Raw genomic sequence first — 25462 nt, 5'->3', positions numbered from 1 at the left:
GGGAAGTCACGTGTCACGTGCTACCGGGACGTCTGGGTCCGGGTCATCGACCCGGACAGGCGATGCCGTGCGTGACGCCGCAGGCGTCGTCCTCCTCCTGCTCCTCTCGCTGGCATGGTCCGGGGGCAACCTCGCGCTCGCCCTCAGCGGCGGAGCCGGATCCCTGTCGGAGCACCTGGTCGCGACCTCCGCCCCCACCGACCCGGTCGGTGCGGATGCCGCGCTGACCGACGGTCAGCTGGCCGGCGCGGTGGCCCAGGCCAAGTCCGACTGGCTCGCCGTGCGGCCGTCCGCCGACCTGTCGTCCGTCGCGGTCTCCATCGCCGACCTGCCCGGCCTCACGCTCGGCGACCAGGCCGGCGACAGCGTGACGATCGACGTCGACGCTGCCGGCTGGGGCTGGCAGGCGATGGACCTGACCACCGTCGTCCGCCACGAGATCGGCCACGTGCTCGGCCTGGGCCACAGCAGCGGCCTGATGGGCGCCGAGCTGGCTCCGGGCGCGTCCTTCGGTGTCAGCTCGGACTACGCCGAGCCCGCCCCGGTGGTCGAGCAGCCTGCCGAAGCCGCTCCGGACCCGGCGTCGACCGACAGCACCACCTCCTCGACGGACACCTCGACCACCTCGAGCTCGACCGACTCCTCGACCGGGGCCACCGGCTCGACCGACTCGTCGACCGACTCCGGCTCGACCGGCTCCTCGACCGGGACCACCGACTCGGCCGGCTCCTCGACCGGGACCACCGGCTCGACCGACTCCGGTGCCACCGCGGACACGAGCTCCACCGGCGGCTCGACGTCCGGGTCGACCACCGACCCTGGCACCACCGAGCCGATGACGATGCCGGAGCCCGTCGGCGGCACGACCGACAGTGGTCTGTCGACCGAGGGGGTCGCCCTGCCGACCCTCTCGACGGGCTCGCTCGCCGCCCCCCTCACGACGGCCGGCCTCGGGGTCCTGTCGACGCCGACCGGCACGGCGGGTGACGACGTGATCACCGTCGTCGAGACCGGCCCCGGCACCTACAGCATCCGGGTCCGCGGCGCCGAGGTCGGCACCGTGTCCGGCAGCGACACCTTCACCCTCGACGGGCTCGACGGGACCGACCTCCTCGTCGGCCCCGACGTGGCCAGCGTCTGGAAGATCACCGGCATCAACGCCGGCACCCTCGAGCTGGCAGGTGGCGCCAAGGTCGCCTTCACCCACGTCGAGAGCCTGACCGGTGCGACCACGGCCGCCGACGAGTTCCGCTTCGACGACCAGGCCGGGCTCACCGGTGCCGTCGACGACGGAGCCGGTCAGCTCACCGTCACCGTCGCCGGGTTCGTGCGCGTGGTCGGCGACTACGGCTTCGAGCGTGACGACGCCTATGACGCGACCGTCAGCGGTTCGAGCAGCACCGTCACCGCCAACCTGCTCACGCTCGGCGGCACCACCGGCAACGGCTTCGTCGGCGTCGAGGTCCTCGGATCCTCCATCGGCATCTCCGGCGTGCTGAGCAGCTTCACGCTCGCCGTCATCACCGCCAGCGACCAGGCCTGGCACGCGTTCACCGGCACCGTGACCACCCCGACCATCGGTGGGGTCGCCGGGCTCGACCTCGACATGCACCTCAAGACGCTCTCGGTCTCGGTCAACAGCTCCTCCAAGAACGACTCCTGGCTCGACCTGTCGGCCAACCCGGTCACCAGCACCCACAGCGCGGTCGCCCTGGCCTTCAACAGCAAGCTCGTCTCGGCCACCGTCCCGGTGCTGCTCGACCTCGGCGGCTTCCTCTTCGTCAACGGCAACGTGACCCTGACCAAGGGCGGCCCCACGTCGGTCGACATCAGCACCGGTCTCGGCAGCACCGACCCCTCACTCATCCCTGCCGGCCTGAAGGACGCCACCAAGGTGCCGGTGGTCACCGAGGACCCGACCGACGGCAGCATCGGCCGCTCCGACGACTACGCCACGCTGTGGAACCTCAAGGTCTCCTCGCTGCAGTTCGCCTTCACCGGCGCCAACGCCTTCATCGGCAACGGCTTCGGCTGGAACTCCACCACCGACGCCGACGGCGTCCTGTCCAAGGCCGAGGTCGGCTCCGACGCGGTCGGCATCTTCGCCGGCGGGATCAACCTGATCATGGTCCTGCTGACCCCCCTCGGCGGCATGCCGCTCTCGCAGCGCTTCCTGTCCGTCAAGGGCACGGTCGGCAGCATCGGCCTGGTCGGTCTCGACGACGTGCTCACCCTCGACGTCGACCAGCTCGAGTTCGACGTCAACCGGGGGCCCACCCTGGTCACCGGCGCGGGCATGGCGGTCGTCGACTGGGTCGCGTCCTTCCCGGACGCGGACACCTCGGACGACCCCGCGGACCCCTACGCGACCGATCCGACCCCCGCCGGATGGCACCCCTTCATCGGTGGACCCAGCCCACCGGTCATCATCTTCGACTCCACCAGCTCGGCCTTCGGTGTCTCCGCCACCCGCGCGGTCCTCACCATCGCAGGCTTCGTCCACATCGGCGCGCGCTTCTCCCTCCAGCAGGGCAAGACCGAGTACGTCGACGTCAACCTCGACCACCTCTCCGCCCCGGCCAAGACCCAGCTCGAGAGCGCACTCTCCGCCGTGTCGGCCACGGACCCCGGCGGCATCACCACCGGTCGCAACAGCGACACCAGCAAGATCTGGAACCTCCCGGTCAAGACGCTCCTGGTCGGCCTCTCCGACGCCAGCGTCTTCGTGGGCTACAACCCCGGCGGGCTCGACCCGGACACCGACCTCCCGCTCACCGCGGCGGACCTCGACGCGGACGCCGTGGGCCTCCTGGCCAGCGGCCTCACGCTCGGTCTCGTCGTCGCCACCCCGATCCGCACGGCGTTCACCGGCGCCAACCTGCTGCCCACCTTCACCGCGCTGCGTGCCGACCTCGCGTCCTTGACGCCGATCGGCCTGCCGAGCGAGTTCGTCCTCTCCTTCACGGGGATCCGGCTCGAGCTCAACCGTGGCGGGGCGGTCACCGGCTCCCCGACGTCCAACGCGACGGTCGACTGGGCTGCCTCGTTCCCCGGCGGGACCCCTGGCCTGCTGATCCCGGCGGGTCGCAGCGACGACTCCTCCGGCACCTCGGTCCGGATCAACTTCTCCGCACCCCTGCTGCGCATCTCCGCCACCAGGGTCGTGCTGGCGATCTCCGACTTCATCTACCTCTCCGGCGGGTTCGCCCTCGAGCTCGGCACCGAGATCGACGCCGACATCGACACCGCCGGCATCCCGGCCGCCACCTCGGGCACCCTCGCTGGTCTGATCAACGGCGGCGGCGCAGCCCAGGCCGACGACCCGGCCGACGGCTCCGTGGGGGCCACCGAGGACGCCAGCACCATCTGGAACCTGCCGGTCCGCACGACGATGTTCGGCATCTCCCACGGCTCGGTCTTCATCGGCTACAACCCCAACCTGCAGGGCACGGACGGCACGTCGTTCAACACCGGCTCCGACACGATCCTGGACGAGGCCGACCTCGGCGACGGAGCGATCGGCTTCCTGGCGAACAACATCGACATCGCGATGGTCTTCGCCAGCGTGATCCCCGACCCGGGCCGAGCCTGGGCGAACCAGCTGCCCCGCCGCTTCTGGGCCCTCAAGGCCAGCATCGGCGTGCTCGTCCCGGTGGGCCTGCCGAGCGAGTTCGTGCTGCGCTTCGAGGGCGTCGAGCTGACCGTCAACCGCGGCGGCCCGATCACCGGCGCGCCGAAGTCCGCGGCCTGGATCAACTGGACCAAGACGTTCCCAGGTGACGCCGGCGCCGACACGGTCGTCCCGCCGGGCCTGCGCGTCGCCACGGCGCCCGACGAGGCGATCTACCTCGACTTCGAGGACCCGATCATCGGCATCTCCGCGACCCGCGTGGTGCTGGCGATCTCCGACTTCATCTACCTCTCCGGTGGCTTCGCGTTCGAGCAGGGCGCGCGTCACGACGTCGACCTCGACACCGGCAGCCTCGGCAGCGGTCTCACCTCGCCGGGCGGTCAGCTCGCGAACGCGATCAACGGCCTCGGCGGTGCGCAGGCGACCGACCCGGAGGACGGGTCGACCGGCGCGACGGCCAACGCCACGACGATCTGGAACGTCCCGATCTCGACCACGACCTTCGGGATTGCCGACGGCTCGATCTTCGTCGGCTACAACCCCAACCTGCAGGGCACCAGCGGCACCTCGTTCAACACCGGCTCGGACACGATCCTCGACGAGGCCGACCTCGGCCCCGGTGCCATCGGCTTCCTGGCCAACCACATCAACGTCGGGCTGGTCTTCGCCTCGGTCGAGAAGGACCCGACCAAGGCCTGGATGAACCAGCTCCCCGACTCGTTCTGGGCGCTCAAGGCGAGCGTCGGGCTGCTCAAGCCGATCGGCCTCCCCTCGGAGTTCAAGCTCGAGTTCGTCGGCGTGATGCTCACCATCAACAAGGGCGGAGCCGTGACCGGCGCCCCTGGTGGGGAGGTCTGGGTCAACTGGGAGTCCAGCTTCCCCGAGGACACCGAGGCCGACCCGGCAGTGCCGGCGGGCCTGGCCGTGCCCACCGGCACCGGCAACGCCCCCGTCTACGTCGACTTCAAGGACCCGATCCTCGGGATCTCCGCGACACGGGTGACCATCGCGATCTCCGACTTCGTCTTCATCTCCGGCGGCTTCGCCTTCGAGAAGGGCGGTCGGGTCGACGCCGACATCCGCACCTCGGGCCTGGGCCTGGGCGGCTCGACCTTCGCCGCGCAGGTCAACGGCGGCCCCGTCGGCTCGGCGACCGACCCGACGAACGGCAGCACCAAGGCCACCACCAACGGCTCGACGATCTGGAACGTCCCGGTGGTCACCACCCTCATCGGGGTCTCGGGTGCCTCGATCTTCGTGGGCTACAACCCCAACGAGCCGGGGACCGAGGGCACCTCGTTCAACACCGGGGACGACTCGATCCTCGACGAGGACGAGCTCTCCGATGACGCCATCGGCCTGCTGGCCAACAACATCAACATCGGCATCGTGCTCGCCAAGGTCGAGCCGATCGCGGGCGCGAGCTGGGACGACCAGCTGCCGTCGTTCTACGCCGTCCAGGCCAACATCGGCCTGCTCACGCCGGTCGGACTCCCCTCCGAGCTGGTGTTCCGGTTCGAGGACGTCGCGCTGACCCTCAACAAGGGCGGCCCGGTCAACGGGACCGGCAACGCCTGGATCGACTGGGCGCACAGCCTTCCCGACCCCGACGGCAGCGGGCCGCTCCAGGCCGGGATCGCGGTGCCCACCGGGCAGGACAACCCGCCGATCTGGATCGCCTTCGAGGACCCCATCTTCGGGATCTCCGCCGGACGCGTGGTCATCTCGATCTACAACTTCGTGCACATCTCCGGTGGGTTCGCCTTCGAGAAGGGCGGCCAGGAGACGGTCGACATCAACACCGGCCTCGTGCTGCTCGGCCCGGACGCCGGCGCGTGCGCGCTGCTCGGGACCGCCGCGACCAGCGCCGCCGCCCAGGGCGAGGACGTCGCCCTGAGCGGCGACTGCACCAAGCTCACCGGCGTGACCGTCGAGACGATCAAGGTCGGCGTCTACAACGCCAGTCTCTTCGTGGGCTACAACCCCAACCCGGTGTGTCCCGAGGGCTCGGCGAATTGCCCGGTCTTCGACACCGGCGCCGACGGCATCCTCCAGAAGGCCGAGCTGTCGCCCGGCGCGATCGGCTTCCTCGGTGGTGGCATCAACCTGGGCTTCGTCTTCGCGACACTGGTGCGCGGTCCGTTCGCCCAGGGCCTCGGCGAGGGCAACGCGCCGTCGTTCTACACGATCAAGGCCCACGTGGACGAGCTCGGCCTGGTCGGCGTGCCCGGCATCGACCTGTTCGCCAAGGGCGCCGAGGTCAACGTCAACTCCTCCACCAAGAAGTGGAGCGGCGGCACGGGCGCGACGTCACCACCCGCCATCAACTGGGCCACCAGTCTGCCCGGCGACGCTGACACCCCCGTGGGTCTGGAGATCCCCACCGGTGGCGACAACCCGTCGGTCTACCTCGACGCCGAGGGCTTCATCATCGGTGGTGGCGCCAACCAGTTCACGCTCCAGATCTCCGAGTTCATCTACCTCTCGGGCAGCTTCTACTTCGAGTACGGCGCGGTGAAGACCATGCCGCTCACCGACGGCATCGTCAGCACCGACCTCCTGCAGACCGTCATCGACAACAGCGGGATCCCCGGCCTCGGCGACTTCCTCGGCGAGTCCGAGAAGGAGCTCCAGTTCTTCACGATCGGTGCGCAGAACGTCCACGCGTTCGTCGGCCTCAACGGCCCCTACTGGGTCGACGCCAACGACAACGGCGTGATCGACGACGACGAGACCGACACCAACCCGGACGCCGTCGGCCTGGTGCTCGAGGACGTCGACTTCGCACTGGCGATGATGACCCCGACCAACCGGATCGACCCGATCCGCTACATCGCCCTCAAGGCGAGCGCGGCCTACGTCGCCCTGGTCGGCATCGACGGCCTGACCGTCGAGGCCAAGAACATCGAGGTCGAGCTCAACATCTCGACGCCCCTCCTCTACGGGCTGCCCGTCCTTCCCGTGGTCGACTTCGGTGCCTACGACGACGCCAACGGCGCCGACGACCCGTTCTCGGTCAAGGTCGGCGCGCCGGCGGAGTTCGGGGGCGCCCCGATCGTCGTGCCGTTCACCTACGACACCCCGCTCATCCGTGCGGCCGCCGCGGACATCAACCTCGACGTCTTCGGCGTGCTGGCCCTGCGCGGCAGCATCGCCTTCGAGCTCGGACGCACGGCCGACGTGACGCTGGCCGACGGCACCAAGGTCCTCGGCGTGACGACGATGACCATCGGCGGTGCCAACCTGCTGGGCTTCGTCGGCATCGACGGTCCCTCCTGGCAGACCGACTCCGACGGCGACGTGATCTGGGTCCAGGACGACGGCGTCACGCCCTGCACCCCCAGCGCGACCGTGGACTGCAAGGCCAAGCGCAACCCCGACGCCATCGGCATCGCGATCGAGGACCTCGACTTCGGCATCTTCGTCGGGGTCAAGGCCGACCCGACCAACCCGGCGGTCTACGTCGCGGCCGACGTCCACGTCGACGCCTTCGGCCTGGTCGGACTGCCCGACGGCTTCACCCTCGGCGGCACCCTCGCGATCGCGCTCAACCTCGGCCTCGTGGTCGGTGCCTCGTCCTCGCTGTCGGCCATCGACTTCAAGAAGAGCTTCCACTACGACCCGGACGGCGAGCAGGGCGACCCCGTGGACGGGTGCACCCCGACCAATCCGGACTGGGCCGGCCAGGACCCGGACTGTGACGACGTCGCCGGCTTGGCGGTGCCGACCGGGAACCCGGCCAACCCGCACATCATCGACTTCGAGAAGACCTTCGTCAGCGTGCAGGTCGCCGGCGTGCTGACCCTGGGTCAGTACATGGTCGCCAACGGTGTCTTCTTCCTCGACATCAGCGACCAGGGCCTCAACCTGCTGGTCCTCGCCGACCTCCGCATCGGGCCGGACATCACGGCCGGCGACCCGCTGTTCGACATCGGCGCCATCGGCGTGGTCATCATCAACGGGGACGGCATCGCCGCCGACCTCGATGTCGAGATGACCATCGGCAACTCGAGCATCGGGCTCGAGCTCTCCGCCGAGGCGCGGCTGCTGCTCAACACCGCTGGTGTCGACATGAGCCTGGAGATCCCGGACACGCTGTGGGGCTTCTTCCAGGACCTCCAGGCGGGCAAGAGCCCGACCGGTGGCACGGTGAGCGCCGCCCTCCTCGACGGCCCGGGCTCGATGACCGGTGAGTTCCTCGGCCGGCTCAAGGACTGCGGCGCTCCCGACAGCAACCCCGACGACGACCGCTGCTACGTCATCTCCGGCAACGGACCGCGCCTCATCGCGGGATCCAACGTGGACGAGGGCACCATCAACGGCCTCCTCGGCAACGGCGGCACGATCACGTTGTCCTCGACCCCGGGCGCCTACCTGGCGGTGGTCCTCACCGGCAGGCTGACCATCGCCGGGTTCGCCGACGCCTACGGCCTCGTCGCGGTGTCCCTGCGCAGCGGCGCCTTCGAGATGGTCGTCTCGCTCAGGTTCCAGCTCGGTGCCAGCCAGAACACCTCGATCAACGTCAACGCCGAGGGCATCCTCGGCCTCTACAGCGACGGCGTGTTCCTCAGCGTCAACGTCAGCGTCAAGGCCAACCTGCTCTCGATCTTCGACCTCGACGTCAACGGGCTGCTGGTCATCGACACCACCCACGGCAACGACACCGCCACCGACACCAAGGACGCCTACTTCCACCTGAACCTCAACGGCAGCGTCAAGGTGCTCAGGCTGATCTCGTTGAGCGGCAGCCTCGACATCGCCGTCTCCGACAAGAAGTGGGCGGTCCAGGCAAGCCTCGGGGCGTCGTTCGGTCCCCTGTCGATGCACGCCGAAGGCTTCATCCTGTCCACCGGGACGTTCAGCTTCGACCTCGGTGGCAACATCGACCTCACCATCGCCGGCACGGGCATCAAGGGCTACCTCAACGCCCACGCCTCGTTCTGCCACCACGCAGGTGACCTGACCTCGGACAACAACACCTGCACCGACGAGAAGGACCCGACCAGCGCGGACTTCGGGGCCAACGGCAACACGCGCACGTTCCGGATCACCCTGACCGGCGGCGTCGACGTCAAGCTCTTCGGCATCACGCTGGCCGGTGCTGACATCGCCTTCTACGGCGAGGGCACCCTCGGCGGTCGGATCACGGTCAAGGCGAAGTTCACCGTCAAGATCCTGTTCGTCAAGAAGTCCGTCACGATCACGATCGCCGACTTCTACCTCCCGGTCTCCCTGGTCAACAGCGACTCCCCGCCGCCCAAGCTCGCCACGCTCGGGAGCGGTGGCGTGCTGCACCTCAACGTGGGCGCCGACGGCGACGAGCGCGGGGTCAACCAGACCGAGACGGTGGAGGAGTACGTCGTCCGCCGCGACGGCAGCGACATCGTGGTCTCGGCGTTCGGCTACGAGGAGCGCTTCAGCGGGGTCACCCGGATCGAGGGCGACTTCGGGTCCGGCAACGACTCGTTCACCGCGTTCAACGAGCTCAACGTGCCGGTCCTGCTCCACGGCGGCATCGGCAACGACTTCCTCGCCTTCTCCAGCACGACCGCGAGCTGCCCCGCCTCCGGCTTCCAGGCGACGCTGTACGGCGACGCCGGCAACGACGACCTGCGTGGCGGCAGCTGCAGCGACTACCTCGACGGTGGCACGGGCAACGACTACCTCGACGGCGGCGCCGGGGTGGACACCCTCATCGGCGGTGACAACGACGACACGTTCTACGGCTACATCACCGACGTGATGGGCGAGACCATCTCGGCCGGTGCGGGCACCGACAGCCTCGAGCTCGTCGGCACCCCCGGTGCGGACACCATCTCGGTCGGCACCAACGGGACCGCGGTCCGCATCGGCTACAGCGGGCAGAACCTCGACCTCACGGCGTTCGAGAACCTCACGCTCCGCACCCAGGGCGGCGACTCGCTCACCATGAGCGGCAACCTGAGCACCGTCGGGATCCAGAACGTCAACATCGGCTTCGGGATGACCTACCAGGCTCCCAACGAGGCGACCGTGTGCACCGACGCCATGCGGGCGGCGGACCCCAACCAGACCGCGTGCACCGACCAGGTCACGGTCCTGGGTGGCTCGGACACGGTCACCGTCAACCTGCTCGACACCGGCGACATCCTGACGGTGAGCGGGAGCATGGCAACACCGCTGGCGGTCCTGTCGCGCGGCTCCGGAGGCCTGGTCCTCGAGGACGACCCGACCGACACCCCGACCCCGGTGGCCACGACGGTGATGTCGTGGGCCGGCGGCTACACCATCAAGCTCAGCGGCTCGAGCCTCGCCACCGGCGAGCGCGACCAGCTCGACGTCAACATGCTCGGCGGAGACGACCTGCTCAAGCTGACCAGCCTGCAGATCGCGAGCCTGTTCGACCTCGGCGGAGGGAACGACGTCGTCAAGGTCGGCAGCAACGCCTCGGGCGCCCACACCAACGGCACGCTCAACGGCGTCGCGGCCCCGCTCGACATCGCGGGCGGCTCCGGCAGCGACACCGTGGACGCCGACGACAGTGGTGACACCGCGGCCAACACCGGCACCCTGACGAACAACGAGCTCAAGGGTCTCGGCCTGCACGGCGAGGGCCTGGGCTACACCTCCGTCGAGCTCCTCGACATCCGGCTCGGCAGCGGTGGCGACACCTTCACGGTCACCTCCACCTCCTCGTCCACGACCACGACCCTGCGTGCCGGGGCGGGCAACGACACGATCACGATCGTGTCGGTCTCCGGCCCGACCTTCGTCTACGGCGACGCCGGTGCCGACATCGTGCGCATCCAGTCCGTGTCGGCCCCGCTCGTGGTCGAGGGCGGCACCGAGAACGACACCTTCCTGGTCGGCAGCATCGCGCCGACGCTCGGCGGCGTGCTCGACCAGATCGCCGCCTACGTCAAGCTCGACGGCGGCGCCGGCACCGACAGCCTGCAGGTCGACGACACCGGCGACTCCACCGGCGACATCGGCTACCTCACGGCCGGCCGCATCGCGGGTCTCGGCATGACCGTCGACGCGGGGCACACGGCGGCCAAGCCCGCCTGGGCCGTCACCGTGCTCGGCGGTGCCGACGGTGCCTTCACCCTCACCGTCAGGGGAGTGACGACCGCTGCCATCGCGTTCGACGCCAGCCCCAAGGTGGTCGAGGACGCCATCAACGCGATCCTGGGCGCCGGCACGGTGTCGGTCAGCCGCTCCCCGCTCACCCGCGGCCTCGGCACGACGTACCTCATCCGCTGGATCGGTGCCTTCACCGGCGCGCCCCCAGCCATCAGCGTCAACGCCGACAGCACCCTGACCAGCACCGGCGGCAGCGTGTCGATCCAGCAGATGAGCTCCGGCTACATCGAGCACCTCGGCTTCGAGACCCTGACCCTCGGCCTCGGCGGCGGTCACGACCTGTTCGACGTGGACTCCACGCCGACCGGCTCGACCACCACGCTCAACGCCGGTGGCGGCGACGACGTCCTCACCGTCGAGACGATCTCCGGCCCGACCGCGGTCTACGGCCAGGCCGGCAACGACAGCATCAGCGTCAACGCCCTCCCGGGCCTCCCGAACGCCACCAACGGCATCGGTGGCAGGCTCACCCTCACCGGCGGTGGCGGGTCCGACGACTACACCATCCAGCTCTTCTCCAACGGCAGCTCGCGCATCGACGTGGTCGACGGCGTCGGCGCCTCTGACGGTGGCAGCAACACCCTGACGATCAACGGCAGCACCGGAGCCGACACGTTCCTGCTGCGCAGCGGCCTCGTCGCGGCCCTCAACACCCCCGACCCGCTTGCCCACGGCGAGCAGCAGTCCTTCCTGTACGCCGAGATGGTCACCTACGGCGCGGACATGAACGCCGGGCTCGTGGTCAACGGCCTCGAGGGCAACGACCTCTTCGCGGTGGACGACAACTCCACGGTCACCACGCTCAACGGTGGCGCCGGCGACGACAAGTTCAACGTCGGGCAGCTCTACGGCGAGGGCGACGGTCACATCTCGTTCGACTCGGCCTTCACCCCGACCCTCACCGACACCACCCGCGGCATGCTGAGCAACGGCGTCAGCTACTCCACCACCATCAACGGTGGCAGCGGCGGCGACACCTTCCAGATCCTCCGCAACGTGGCGGTGCTCCAGCTCAACGGCGAGAGCGGCGACGACGCCTTCATCGTGCGCACCTTCCTCAAGGAGGGCGACGACACCAGCGACGCCAGCACCGGCATCAACTCCGGCGGTGGCACCAACGTCGTCCAGTACGTCGTCAACGCGCCCGTCTCGATCGACGGTGGCACCGGCTTCGACACCCTGGTCCTGGTCGGCACCGAGGCCGACGACGTCTTCGTGATCAGCAAGGACGGCATCTGGGGCGCCGGTCGCTTCATCTCCTTCGTCGGGATCGAGCGGGTCGACGTCGACGGCGCCGAGGGCGACGACATCTTCGTGGTCGTCTCCACCAGCCCCGACGTGCTCACGCGAGTCTTCGGCGGCCTCGGCAGCGACACGATCCTGGTGGGCAGCGCCGCGCCGATCGTGGTGGCCGACGACCTGCGCGGACACAGCGGCATCATCGAGCACAGCGTGGAGTCCAACCTCGGCAACTGGGCCGGCATCGCGGTGGACGGCGTGGTCGCCGAGATCGGCGACAACGACGAGCCGTCGGTCATCCTGAGCCCGCTCGGCGGTCTTCTCGTCCGTGAGAGCGGTGGGACGGCCACCTACACCGTGACCCTCAACAAGGTGCCCACCAGCACCGTGCTGGTCACGGTCGTGGCTCCGAACCTCACCCCCGACGACCTCGCCTCCCGCTCGCGCAACGTCGAGGTCTCCTACGACGGCATCCACTGGGCCAAGTCGGCGACGCTGTCCTTCGACGCCACGCACCTGACCCGCACCGTCTACGTCCGCGCGATCGACGACCTCGCGGCCGAGGGCGAGCGCTTCGTCGTCCTGCAGCACCTGGTGCAGCAGCCGGGTGGCGCCTACAACGGCCTTCCGGTGCTCAACGCCGTCGTCCGCCTGGTCGACAACGACGAGGCCGGCGTGACCGTCGTCGCGGACAAGCCCGAGAAGGTCACCGAGGGCGACAGCACCCCGGCGTCGTACACCCTCGAGCTCGACAAGGCGCCGGCCGGCACCGTGAAGGTCGCGGTCAACCCGGGCGGTGACCTCCAGGTGAGCCTCAACGGCACGGACTGGTCCGACAGCCTCACGGTCACCTTCACCACGGCCAACTGGAGCACCCCGGTCACCGTCTACGTCCGCGCGGTCGACGACACCAGGGTCGAGGGCTACGAGTTCTCCGAGATCACGCACACCGTCACGACCGGTGACGGCGCCGCCTACCCGACCTCGACCCAGATCGAGCCGGTCTCGGTCCTGGTCGCTGACAACGACACCCCGACGGTCCGGATCATCGAGAGCGGCGGCGACACCGTGCTGGCGGAGGGCTCGTCGGGCCCGTTCGCCACAGACTCCTACGGCATCGTCCTCACCTCCGACCCGGGCGCGGGCAACACCGTCACGGTCCACATCGACGCCAAGGACACCAAGACCCTCGACGGCGCCGTCGAGCACGACGACAAGCAGGTCATGGTCAGCGTCGACAACGGCGCGACCTGGCACTACTCGACGTCGGTGACCTTCGACTCGACCAACTGGGACGACGTCCGCACCGTGCTGGTCAAGGCGGTCGACGACACCTACATCGACGGCAGCGACTACCAGGCCTTCGCCTCGACCGGCGGCTCCTTCGGCCGCACGCACCAGATCCAGGGTCCGCTCTACGTCTTCGGCGGCGACGACCCCGAGGGCGACCGCAGCTTCCCCGACCCGGTCATGCTGCCCGGTGAGTTCACCGACGCCCCGGTGACGACGCCCAACCCGGCCTTCGACGTGGTCGAGGCGGACCAGGTCGACACCCTCGTCGTCGACAACCACAACAGCGTGGCGGCCGAGAGCGGCACCCTGACCGCGACCCAGCTGTCCGGGCTCGGCATGGGTGGACCGCGCACGATCGGTGGTCGGACCTTCAACGCCGGCATCACCTACACCGGACTCGAGGCGCTCCAGGTGCAGCTCGGCAGCGGGGTGGACACGTTCACCGTCGGGTCGACCCACCACGGGCGCACCGAGATCACCACCGGTGCCGGTGCGGACCAGGTGACGGTCAGGAGCACGGCCGGTCACACCCGGATCGACGGCGGGCTCGGCAACGACTCCTTCACCGTCGGTGGTGCCGGCCTGGTCGACCTGGTCAACGCCCTGCTGCTCATCGACGGCGGCGACGGCACCGACACCGTGCACGTCGACGACAGCGCAGAGACCCAGGACCAGCTGGCCACGCTCACGCGGGACAGCCTCACCGGGCTCGACATGGTGGCGCGCGACGGCATCGACCGGATGTACTCCGTCAACGTCTGGAGCTCCGCGACCTTCACGATCACCCTCGCCGGCTACGGCACCACGGCCGCCCTCTCGGCAGGTGCGAGCGCGGCCACCGTCCAGGCGGCGCTGCAGAACCTGCTGTTCCCCGACGCGACCTCGTGCGGCAAGCCCGCGGGTGACCCCGACGCGAGCACGCCCGACCAGGACAGTCGCTGCGCGCAGAGCGTCTACGTCTGGAAGCAGGGCTCGACGTTCTTCATCGGCTTCACCGGTGAGGTCGCCGGTGCCGGCGCCCCGGCCCTGACCTCGTCGCAGACCGACCTGGCTCGCCTGGACGGCATCAGCTACTTCGGCCTGGAGAACCTCCACGTCGATCTCGGCAGCGGCAACGACGGCGTCAACGTCCGCGGGACGAGCGCCTCCACCAGCATCGACACCGGTGCGGGAGACGACCTGGTCTTCGTGTCCGACGCGGCCAACCTCGGCAACCGGGCCGACGTGCTTGACGCCGTCGACCTCAGCGGGCTCGCCGACTGGCTGGCCGCCCACGCCGACCGCGACGTCGAGACGCTGTTCACTGCTCTGCTGCACGGCACCGTCACCAACGACGACCGCACCTACACCGGCTCGCTCGACCAGATCCAGGGCGCCCTCGCCATCGACACCGGCGCGGGCAGCAACACCCTGGCCGTCAGCGACCGCGGGGACGCCGACAAGGACCCCTCGTTCGTCATCACCAACAGCTCGATCAGCGGCCTCTCGGCCGGCGTGATCGGCTACACCAGCACCGGTGGCGACCTGGCCGGTCAGGGCGTCTGGACGACGTCGGCCGACTCCGGCCTCTTCGGGCGCGGCATCTCGGTCTTCCTCGGCTCCGGCGGCAACACGGGTCGGATCGACTCGGTCCGCGGGGGTGCGCTCAGCACCTCGCCGTTCGGCGCCACGACCACCACGCTCTACGCCGGCGAGGGCAACGACTCGGTGACGATCAACGCCAACCTCCCGGGGAGCGGCGCGGCCAAGCTGGTCGTCCACGGCCAGGGCGGCGACGACACGATCATGGCCGCCACGACGGCGACGCAGCCCTTGGTGCTGTTCGGCGGTGCCGGCAACGACACGCTCGGTGGCGGTGCCGGTGACGACCTGGTCTTCGGTGACACCGGCCGCGTCTACTACCTCGTGCCCGTCGGCGTCGTGGGCGCCTACCAGGTCGTCCTCGGCGGGGCCCCGGTGCCGGCGCACCTGCTCAACCCGCGCACGGGCACCGCGGTCCCGGGCGACGCGGCCTTCACCACCGTCGACGTCCTCCGCACTGCCGGGACGTCCGTCGGGGGCGACGACACCCTCTCCGGACGCGCGGGCAACGACATCCTGCTGGGTGGCCGCAGCGCCACCGCCGTCGGAGACACCATCCACGGCGACGCGGGCAACGACCTGGTCTTCGGCGACTTCGGCTGGGTGGGTGCGCTGAGCGCCACGTCCTACGTCAACACCGCGCAGCTGCCCCTGTCGATGGCCGTCCACCCGTTCGCCTTCGTCTCGGTCGACAGCAGGGACGCCAACGGCGGCAACGACAGCCTCTACGGCGACGCGGGAGGCGACATCCTCCTGGGCCAGCAGGGTGCGGACACGATCCGCGGCGGTGACGGCGACGACGACATCATCGGCGGCCACAACGTGGCCGGCGGTCTCGACACCGGCGACTTCATCGGCGGCGGCACGGGCAATGACGTGGTGGTCGGCGACAACGGCGAGGTGCTCCGCACGGGCTCGACCCTCAGCACCCTGGTCCGGGTGCTCGTCGGGGGCCGGCTCTACCTGCTCGACCCGACCACGCAGACCTACTACACCGGCTCCAGCGTCACGGCGGCCTCGCAGCTCGACCCGACCGGCACCGAGGTCCGCGCGATCACGATCCTCGACCACGCCCGCGACACGGCTGCCGGTCTGTTCGGTGCCGACGTCGTCGACTCGGGCGCCGGCAACGACCTGGTCTTCGGTCAGCTCGGCAACGACATCCTCAACGGCGGCGACGGCGCGGACTACGTCGAGGGCAACGGAGGCAACGACACGATCTACGGTGGTCTCGGGCAGGACGACTTGATCGGCGGCAGCTCGGAGCTGTTCGGCCTGACCACCCCGGCCCGGCGCCCTGACGGGTCGGACACGATCTACGGTGGCACCGGCAACGACATCACGCGCAACACCAGCGCCGACACCTCCGCCTCCAACGACGCGGACGTGATCGTCGGCGACAACGGCAACATCTACAAGATCATCGGCTCGGGCGGTCAGTTCCTCTCCTTCACCCACACGGCGCTGGTCATCCCGCGGGTCGTCAAGCACCTCGACTACAGCCCCACCGGCGAGGCCGGCACGTACTGGCAGACCACCACCGACAAGGCCCACCCGGTCCTGGTCCAGGGCACCGGCACCAACATCGGCGCGGCCGACTTCCTGCACGGCGAGGGCGGCAACGACGTCATCCACGGCTTGAGCGGCGACGACGCGCTCTGGGGCGAGGCCGGCGACGACGACCTCTACGGCCAGGCCGGCAACGACTGGCTCTCCGGCGGCACCGGCACCGACGGTCTCATCGGCGACGACGGGCTGCTGCTGACCAGCAGGAACGGCAGCACCGAGCCGCTCAACTACGTCGACACCGCGACGGTCCAGCAGGTCATCACCAGCAACGGCCCGCACCACGTCGTCACCGTCAACGTGACCGGGGCGCTCACCAAGGCGGCCGACCTCGAGCCGTTCTACGTCGGCTACAACGACGTGATGTACGGCGGCCTGGGCAACGACTTCGTGCACGGCGGCGAGGGCGACGACGCGATCTCCGGCGGCGAGGCGCTCGCGGTCTACTACACCTCCGACCCGCTGGCGACCCTGGCGCTCTACTACGTCGACGACAACCCGCTGCAGTTCGGCTACTCCGACCCCGAGGAGTTCCGCTACTACGACGAGAACGACCCGATGCGCCTGGTCAAGGCGTGCCCGAGGTCCACCTCCACCGCTGGGGGGTGCCAGTCCTTCCTCACCACGGCCGACGCCACGGGCAACGACGGCAACGACGCGCTCTTCGGTGACGGCGGCTCGGACTGGATGTCGGGTGGCACCGGGGTCGACCACCTCTTCGGTGGCTGGGGCAACGACCTGCTCGACGTCGACGACGACAAGACGACGAGCAACGGGTCCAACGGCAAGCCGGACTCCGACAGCAACGCCGACTACGCCTTCGGTGGCGCGGGACGCGACGTGCTGATCGCCAACACCAAGAGCGACCGGCTGATCGACTGGATCGGCGAGTTCAACTCCTACCTCGTGCCGTTCAACCCGTTCGGCGCCTCCACGGTCTGGCGCGCGTCGTCCCCGGCGGTGCGGCAGTTCCTCTACGACCTGTCCAAGGCCGACGGTGCCGACCAGACCCGGGCGCCGCTCGGCACGCGCAACGGCGAGCCCTACGGCGAGATCGCGGCGACCAGCTCGGCCGACGCCGAGTGGGGCGACCAGCACGGCGCGCCGGGCGACCCGCAGCCGGGCAACGGCGGCACCTTCGACGACACGCTCGCGACGGCCGGCACCACGGTCTACAACAGCACGGGCACGTCGATGAACACGACCTTCAGCAGCACCACCACCTCGCCGGTGGAGTCGGCGACCGTGGCCCGCGGCACCAAGTCGGCGAACCTCACGGTCAACCTGTCGGCCAAGCGTGCCGAGACCTACCGCATCCTGGTGCAGACCGCCGACCTCGACGACCAGCTCACCACGCTGGGGACGATCTCGATCGCGCCGCGCTCGACGACGGGAAAGCTCTCCTTCTCCTACACCTACTTCAGCGGCATGACCTACGAGATGCTCTGGGTGCCGTCGACCGACCCGACCAACTACGACCTGGTCCTGGTGCTGCGCCAGATAGCCTGACCCGGTGTGGTCACCGCGGGGGATCAAGTACGTCGCCGGCTTCGTCCTGCTCCTGATGATGGTGCCGGGAGCGTTCCTGGTGAGCAGCGCGCTCAACCGCCAGGACGAGCACGCCACGGCGGCCGACGACGCGCCTGCGGTCGGGTGCACGCGCCTCGTGGAGCGGCTGGTCAGCGCGCTCGGCGCCTTCACCCGGCAGTTCGACGGGCTGAGCGGCATGGACGCACGCCAGGTCCCTCCGATGCCGTCGATGCGTCAGCTGCGGACCGAGGCGGGGTCGTTCGCCGAGGCGCTCGACCAGGGTGACTGCCGCGCCTCCCAGGCGCGGCGGGCCGTCGTGGCGTGGCGTGACGACGCCGAGGCATCCGGCCCGCTCGCGGAGGCCGTCCGCACGGCCCTGGCCGCCAACGTGCTCGACGTGGTCAGCGGGACGACGAGGCCGGTGCTCCACCGGCTCGCGAAGGGGCAGGACCTCGCCGCGGCCCTGTCGCGCCTCCCGTCCGGGGCGACCCTGGTGCTCCCTCCCGGCACGTTCGCACTGGACCGTCCCGTGGCCGTCGTCCAGGACCTGACGGTCCGAGGCGCCGGACCCGGACGGACCACGATCACCTCCACCGCTCCGGGTGCCGCGGTGCTGCTCGCCTCACAGGTCTCGCTGCGCATCGCGGGGGTTGGTCTCCGGCACCGCGGCGGAGGCACGGCCTCCGTGATCGTCCTGCGGGCAGGAAGGGCCACGCTCGACCGTGTCCGCATCACCGGAGCCACCCGCGAGGGCTCGGCCGGCGCGGGTTCCCGCGCCATGCTCACCGGTGGCAGCGGCATCGTCCTCGCGGGCGGTCAACGGATCGCCCTGAGCCGCTCGACCCTGTCGGACAACGCGGTCGGGGGACTCCTCGTGGCGACCGGCGTGCCGACCGTGCGCGCCGCCACCTTCCACGACAACACCGCGTGCGGCGTCTGCTTCCTCGGCAGGTCAGCGGGTCGGCTGACCCGCAACGTGATGACGCGCAACGGCTCCGGTCTGCTGCTGGGGGACCGCAGCGCCCCGGTCCTCGCGGACAACCGGATCCTTCGCAACAAGCAGGCGGGGCTGGTGATCGAGGGCACAGCCCACCCGGTCCTGCGTCGCAACGTCATCACCGACAACGGGAACATCGGCGTCGCGGTCTACTCCTCGGGATCGCCGGTGATCGTGGCCAACACGATCACGGGGCACCGCCAGGCGGGGGTCCTGCTCGACGTGACGAGGCGGGCGACGCCGCGCGTCGAGGACAACGTGCTCAGGGACAACGGGTCTGCCGGGCTGGTCTTCATGGGGAGCTCGCGGGGAGCGGCGTCCGGCAACACCTGCTCCGGGGCGCGTTTCGGGCTCGTCCTCGACGGCTCCGCGGCGCCCGTCCTGCGTCGGAACGACTGTGCGCTGCAGGACCAGCGGGTCCAACGTCCCCCTTCCTGAGCAGAGGTCCCGCAGTTCCGCAATAGCACGATTTGTGCGCTTAGACTGCGGCGCATGAGCAGCCGCCCTCGCTTGTCCGCGCCGGTCCTCCGTCGCGCGAGCGTCGTCGTCCTCGCCCTCGTCGCGTCCCTCCTGCCGGCGATGGCCCAGCCCGCGGCGGCCGAGCCGCTGTTCGCCTCGGCGACGACCAGCTACACCAGCAATCCCGACCCGCTGGCGGGGCAGCGCTTCAAGATCGTCGGACAGGTCTTCCTGCTCTTCGGTGACACCCCGGCGCCGCTGCCCAACCAGGTCGTGACGCTGGAGCGACGCACCACGTCGACCGACCCCTGGACGACGGTCGGCCAGACGACGACCATGGAGACCACGCTGCCCAACGGCGAGAAGCACGTCATGTACGTCTTCAACCGCGTGGCCGACCGCACGGCGAGCTACCGGGTGCGCTACTCCGGCAACGCCGACTCCGACGCGATCGCCGGGTCCCTCTCCGACGACGGGACGGCCGACCCGGTCAGGGTCCGGGTGCACCGCCGGATGCCGATCCGCCTCGCGCAGCCCAAGCCCTCCCGCATCGACCTGGTCGGGTCGGTGGCTCCGCGCTACGGCCACCAGCGGGTGGTCGTGCTGCGCAAGACCTGCAAGGCCTGCAGGTGGGTCCGCTTCGCGGCTCCGCTCACCGACGCCCGGGGGCGCTACCGCGTCCGGCTCAGCTCCCCGCGCACGGGCTCGCACCTCTTCGTCGCCCGCGCCGCCGCCTCCAAGGGCTTCGCGCTCTCCTACTCCCAGCGGGCCCGCATCCGGGCCGCGCGCTGACAGCGGTCGTCGCGACAGGTCGCCGGTCGGGAGTGGGCGTCATGCGGGCGCGCGTCCTGGGGGAGCTCGAGGTCGAGGTCGGCACCGAGGTGCTCGACCTCGGTGGCCCCAAGCCGCGGGCCCTGGTCGGGCTGATGCTCGCGGCCGGCGGGCGGCCCGTGCCGTTCGAGCACCTCGTCGACCAGATCTGGGGCGATGCGCCACCCGCTCGCGTCGAGGCCTCGCTGCAGTCCTACGTCGCCCGGTTGCGCCGGGTGCTCGAGCCGGGCCGCGACGCGCGGTCCCCGGCCCAGGTGCTCCGGACCCATGCGGGGGGCTACTCCCTCCACGTCGACGACCGAGCGGTCGACGCCCGGGAGTTCACGCGCCTGCTGGGCGAGGCTCGCGACGGCGCCGCCGACCAGCTGGGACTGCTGACCGAGGCGCTGGCGCCGTGGCGCGGCACGGCCTACCTCGGGCTCGGCTGCCCGTCCCTCGACGCCGAGGCGACGCGCCTCGAGGAGCTCCGCATGGGCGCGGTCGAGCGCCTGTGGCGGCTGCGGCTCGACCGTGGCGAGCACACCGAGGCGGTGGCCGAGCTCGAGCAGCTCGTGCGCGAGCACCCGCTGCGCGAGCAGCTGTGGGGGCTGCTGGCGCTCGCCCTCTACCGCTCGGCGCGCCAGGGTGACGCCCTGGCGGCCCTGCGCCGGGCGCGCGACCACCTCGCCGACGAGCTCGGTGTGGACCCCGGTCCCGACCTCCGCGCGCTCGAGACCGCCGTCCTGCGCCAGGACCCGTCCCTGGACCGGTCCCTGGACCCAGCCGTGGGGCCGGCCGGGGGGTCGGCCGTGGCGCCGCCGGTCGTCCTGGCGGGGACCGACCAGCCCGACCTCCCCGGCCTCCCCGCGGTGTTCGGGCGCGGGCCCGCGCTCGCCGAGGCGTCCCGCCTGGTCGACGACGTCGCGGCCGGACGCGGACGGGTGCTGCTGGTCAGCGGGCAGCCCGGTCTGGGCAAGACCCGCTTCGCCGAGGCCGTGGTGGGGACTGCCGCGGCCGCAGGCTTCCGGGTCGGCCGCGGCGGCTGGGAGCCGGAGGGTGGTCCGCCGCTGTGGGGCTGGACCCGGGCGCTGCGCCAGCTCCTCGGTGACGCCTCGATCCTCGAGGGGGAGCAGACCGACGCCTCGTCGGCCAGCTTCCGCCAGGCCGACGCGCTGCTCGGCGCGCTCCGGACCGGCCCGCCGTCGGTGGTGGTCCTCGACGACCTGCACTGGGCGGACGCCGAGAGCCTGCGGCTGCTGCGGCGGGTCGCGACCGGGATCGCCGACGTGCCCCTGCTCCTGGTGCCGGCCACCCGGGACGCTCCCGCGGAGGTCGGTCCGGTGCTCGCCGAGACGCTGGCGCAGCTGGCGAGGCTCGGGGCGCACCGCGTCGACCTGGCCGGGCTCGAGGCCCGCGACGTGCGCGACTGGGTCTCCTTCCACCACGGCCTGGCGGTGAGCGAGGCGGTCGCGGACCGGATCATCGAGCGCACCGGCGGCAACCCGTTCTTCGTCACCGAGCTCGTGCGCCTGCTCGTGGCCGAGGGCGTGCTCAACGACCCGTCCGCGAGGTCGTGGGACTCCGTGCCGACCGGCGTGCGCGACGTCGTACGCCACCGCCTCGCGCAGGTCGACCCGCCGGCGGCAGCGGTGGCCGGGACCGCGGCGGTCGCGGGGCGCGAGTTCGACGTGGCCGTCGTCGCCACGGCCGCCGGCCTCGGGCTGGACGAGGTCCTCGAGCACCTCGAGCCGTTGCTGATGATGGGCCTGCTCGACGAGGTGGGTCCCGGACGTGCCCGGTTCAGCCACGCCCTCGTGCGCGACGCGGTGCACGAGTCGCTGTCCCCGGCGGTGCGCGCCCGCACCCACGCGGCCGTCGCGGCCGCCATCGAGGCCCACCACCTGGGGCGGGTGCACGAGCACAGCGCGGAGCTGGCCGAGCACTACCGCCTGGCCGGCCCGGCCCACGCCCGCTCGGCCTGGCTCTTCGCGGTCGCCGGGGCCGAGGACGCGGCGGCGCGGTCCGCCCACGACGAGGCGCTGCGGCTGTCCGTGACCGCCGCCGAGCTCCAGGCCGGCGATCCCGAGGCCGGGGCCGTGGAGCGCGAGCGGGTGGCGCTCGCCCGGGCGCGCGCGCTGGTCTGGCTCTCGCGACCGGTCGAGGCCTGGGCCCCGGCCGCGGAGGCCGCCACGTCCGCCCTGGGTCGCGGCGACGCCGACGCGGCGGCCGCCGCGCTCCTGGTCGTCACCGAGAACCTCGTGTGGGGCTGGCGCGGCTATCCCGACTGGGACGAGGACGCCCTCCTGCTCTGGCAGGCCGTGCGCGAGCGGGTCGCGGACCCCGTCACCCACGCGCACCTGACCGCCGCCCTGGCCTTCGAGCACTTCCTCGTGCCCGGGAGGGCCGAGCAGTCCACCCGGCTGGCGGAGGAGGCCCTGGAGGAGGTACGCCGGTCCACCGCGGACAAGCGCCACCGGCTGGCCGTCCTGCAGCTCGCGACCTCGGCGCTGATGCGTCCGGAGACCCTGGTGCGGCGGGCCGCCCTGCTCGACGAGGCGGTCGAGCTCGCGACCGCGCGGGGCGACCACGCCGCGCTGGCCGCCGTGCTGTCGCACCGTGCCTCCGACCGCGCCGCGCTCGGGCAGCTCGACGAGGCCCGCTCGGACGCCGACCGCTCCCACGAGCTGGCCGTGCGCCACCACCACTCGCAGACCCGGCTCGTCGTCGGCTGGGTCCGGGCGATGCTGCTCCAGGTCGACGAGCGCTTCGAGGAGGCCGAGCAGGCGATCGCCGAGCTCGAGTCGCTGCAGGCCACGATGGCGATGGCCGGCCAGGGGATCGAGCTCGCCCAGCTCGCCACCCTGCGCGACCTGCAGGGCCGGATGGCCGAGGTCGAGCCGGCGCTGCGCGAGGTCGCGCCCTTCCACCCCGCCTTCCGCGAGCTGCACGGCCTGTCCATGGTGGCGACGGGCCGGCTCGACGAGCTGCGCCGGCGCCTCGGGGCCTACGACGAGCAGCCGCCGATCCACGAGGACTACCTGTGGGTGGGGCTGACCGTCGTGCGGGCCCGGGTCTGGGCCGCGCTGGGGGACCCCGGGGCCGTCGCCGACCTGCGGACGCAGCTCGCGCCGTACGCCGGGTGGCTGGGCGGGACGATCGCGGTCACCTTCCAGGGGTCGGTGCACCAGACCCTCGGCGAGCTGGCGCTGGTGGCCGGCGACCGGGACGCGGCCGCCGACCACCTGGCGCGGGCCCGCGAGGTGCACGAGCGGCTCGGCCTCGGCCTGTGGGTGGCGCGGACCGACGCGCTGCTCGCGCGGCTCGGCTAGGGCGTCGGGGTGCCGTAGACCTTCTGCGCGTGCCGCCGGTAGGCCCGGGCCCCGAGCCGCGGGACCAGCCACCGCACCGGCGGGGGAGCGCCGTGCATCAGCTTCGCCGCGCCCTCCGGACCGCTGTCGTAGAGGAGGCCGCCGAGCACGAGCAGCTCGGCGCCCTTCGGCGTCCCGGCCCGTGCGACCTGGCCCATGTGCTCCCACTCCTCCTGGGTCACCGCACGCGCCGCGATCGGGAGCAGCCGGGTCTCCTCGGCGTCGAGGTGCTCGGCGAGCGCGAGGTAGAGCTCGTCGTACAGCTGCGCCATGCGGTCGCGCTCGGCCCCGCCGGCCGTCCGCCGCCAGCCGGCCATCAGGGGACCGATCTCGTCGAGCAGCGCCTCGACCCGGCCGTGCTGCGACTCCATCAGGTGCACGATCGGGGCGAGGTCGTCCGGCACGCGCTCGAGCAGCTTGGGCCAGAGCAGCTCGTCCTCGGCGGTGTGGTGGTGGTGCAGGACCTCGCCGACCAGCCCGAGGTGGTCGGCGACCACGGCCGCCCGCGCGGTGTCGCCCTCGGGGACGCCGCGCAGCAGCCCGGCGGCCAGGCGCAGCTCGCGGCGGAACAGCGTGTGGATCACCGGCATGACGCTGGTGTCGGTCAGCGGGGCGGTGCGGGTCTCGGTCATCGAAGGCTCCTGTCTCGGTGGTGGTCCCACCGTGGCCCCGGCCGCTTGCACCCCTCTTGTCCGTCGCTTGCAGCGCCGTCCGGGACAATGGGCGCATGCAGTGCGGCTACTGGGACGCGGGCCTGTGCCGCTCGTGCACCTGGCTCGAGACGCCGTACGCCGACCAGGTCGCCGCCAAGCAACGTGCCGCCGCCGCCGCCCTGGGGGAGTGGGCCGTCGAGTGGCTGCCACCGGTCACCGGCCCCGAGGAGGGCTTCCGCACCAAGGCCAAGATGGTCGTCGCCGGCACGGTCGAGGCCCCGACGCTGGGCATCCTGGCCGCCGACGGACGAGGCACCGACCTGCGCGCGTGCGGGCTGCACGACCCGCGGCTGCAGGCGGCACTGCCCGTGCTCGCGGCCCTCGTCACCCGGGCCGCGCTCACGCCGTACTCCGTGCCCGAGCGCAGCGGCGAGCTCAAGCACGTCATCGTCACGGTCGCGCCCGACGGCGGGCTCATGGTCCGCCTGGTGCTGCGGTCGACCGAGTCGGTGGCGCGGATCGAGAAGCACCTGCCCTGGCTGCGCGCCGAGCTCCCCGACCTACGCGTGCTCTCGGTCAACCTCCAGCCCGCGCACGCGGCCGTGCTCGAGGGCGAGCGGGAGGACCTGCTGCTGGGGGAGTCGCTGCCGATCGGGCTCGACGGCGCCGACGGGGTGACCCTGCACCTCGGTCCGCGGAGCTTCTTCCAGACCAACACCGGGATCGCCGCGGCGCTCTACCGCGAGGCCGTGGCGTGGACCTCGTCGCTGGAGGTCCGGACGGTGTGGGACCTCTACTGCGGGGTCGGCGGGTTCGCGCTGCACCTCGCCCGGCCCGGCCGCTCGGTGCACGGGGTCGAGGTCTCCCCCCAGGCCGTCGAGGCCGCCCGCACGAGCGCAGCCGAGGCCGGGGTCGCGGCGACCTTCGAGGCCGGCGACGCCACCGCCTGGATCGAGGGCCGGGAGGTGGCCGACCTCGTCGTGGTCAACCCGCCGCGGCGCGGGCTCGGCGCGGACCTGACGGCGGCGCTCGAGGCCGCGCGGCCGTCGTACCTGCTCTACAGCTCGTGCAACCCGGCCACGCTGGGCCGCGACCTCGCCGCGATGCCGTCGCTGGTGCCGGTGAGGGCGCGGGTGTTCGACATGTTTCCGCAGACCGGTCACCAGGAGGTCCTGGTGCTGTGCCGAGCGGACCGGGGGCACTAGCGTCAGGG

General features: G+C 71.4%; 6 protein-coding genes. 5 read left to right on the top strand and 1 reads right to left on the bottom strand.

Features of this window, described 5'->3' with window-relative positions:
* The first annotated feature begins 67 nt into the window (after nucleotides 1-67).
* Genes J2S63_RS06895 through J2S63_RS06880 form a run of 4 tightly spaced genes read left to right on the top strand, consistent with a single transcriptional unit; the run spans nucleotide 68 to nucleotide 23557 of the window.
* A complete protein-coding gene (locus J2S63_RS06895) occupies nucleotides 68-17941 on the top strand; it encodes a hypothetical protein (RefSeq protein WP_310300358.1) in 17874 nt (5957 codons plus the stop codon).
* 4 nt (nucleotides 17942-17945) lie between these two features.
* Nucleotides 17946-19397 (top strand): right-handed parallel beta-helix repeat-containing protein, encoded by a 1452-nt coding sequence (locus J2S63_RS06890; protein ID WP_310300356.1) that lies wholly within the window; start codon nucleotides 17946-17948, stop codon nucleotides 19395-19397.
* Nucleotides 19398-19451: 54 nt separating this feature from the next.
* On the top strand, nucleotides 19452-20210 hold the full coding sequence (locus J2S63_RS06885; RefSeq protein WP_310300354.1) for a hypothetical protein: 759 nt from the start codon (nucleotides 19452-19454) through the stop codon (nucleotides 20208-20210).
* A gap of 41 nt (nucleotides 20211-20251) precedes the next feature.
* Complete coding sequence (locus J2S63_RS06880) at nucleotides 20252-23557, top strand: ATP-binding protein (RefSeq protein WP_310300351.1); 3306 nt, start codon at nucleotides 20252-20254, stop codon at nucleotides 23555-23557.
* Here the strand turns inward: J2S63_RS06880 and J2S63_RS06875 are convergent.
* Nucleotides 23554-24228, bottom strand: a complete 675-nt coding sequence (locus J2S63_RS06875) for a hemerythrin domain-containing protein (RefSeq protein ID WP_310300349.1) — start codon at nucleotides 24226-24228, stop codon at nucleotides 23554-23556. The genes J2S63_RS06880 and J2S63_RS06875 overlap by 4 nt on opposite strands.
* 95 nt (nucleotides 24229-24323) lie before the next feature.
* On the opposite strand from J2S63_RS06875, the gene J2S63_RS06870 reads away from it, so the two are divergent.
* Nucleotides 24324-25454: a methyltransferase domain-containing protein gene (locus J2S63_RS06870; protein ID WP_310300346.1), complete on the top strand. Its 1131-nt coding sequence runs from the start codon at nucleotides 24324-24326 to the stop codon at nucleotides 25452-25454.
* Nucleotides 25455-25462: the final 8 nt, after the last annotated feature.

This window comes from Nocardioides marmoribigeumensis, assembly GCF_031458325.1.
GTDB classification, from domain to species: Bacteria; Actinomycetota; Actinomycetes; order Propionibacteriales; family Nocardioidaceae; genus Marmoricola_A; species Marmoricola_A marmoribigeumensis.
This window is presented reverse-complemented; position numbering and strand designations above follow the sequence as displayed.

Excerpts from the sequence above, each read along its gene's own strand:
- J2S63_RS06870 (WP_310300346.1), top strand. The coding sequence starts at position 24,324 with ATGCAGTGCGGCTACTGGGACGCGGGCCTGTGCCGCTCGTGCACCTGG.
- J2S63_RS06885 (WP_310300354.1), top strand. The coding sequence starts at position 19,452 with ATGAGCAGCCGCCCTCGCTTGTCCGCGCCGGTCCTCCGTCGCGCGAGC.
- J2S63_RS06880 (WP_310300351.1), top strand. The coding sequence starts at position 20,252 with ATGCGGGCGCGCGTCCTGGGGGAGCTCGAGGTCGAGGTCGGCACCGAG.
- J2S63_RS06875 (WP_310300349.1), bottom strand. The coding sequence starts at position 24,228 with ATGACCGAGACCCGCACCGCCCCGCTGACCGACACCAGCGTCATGCCG.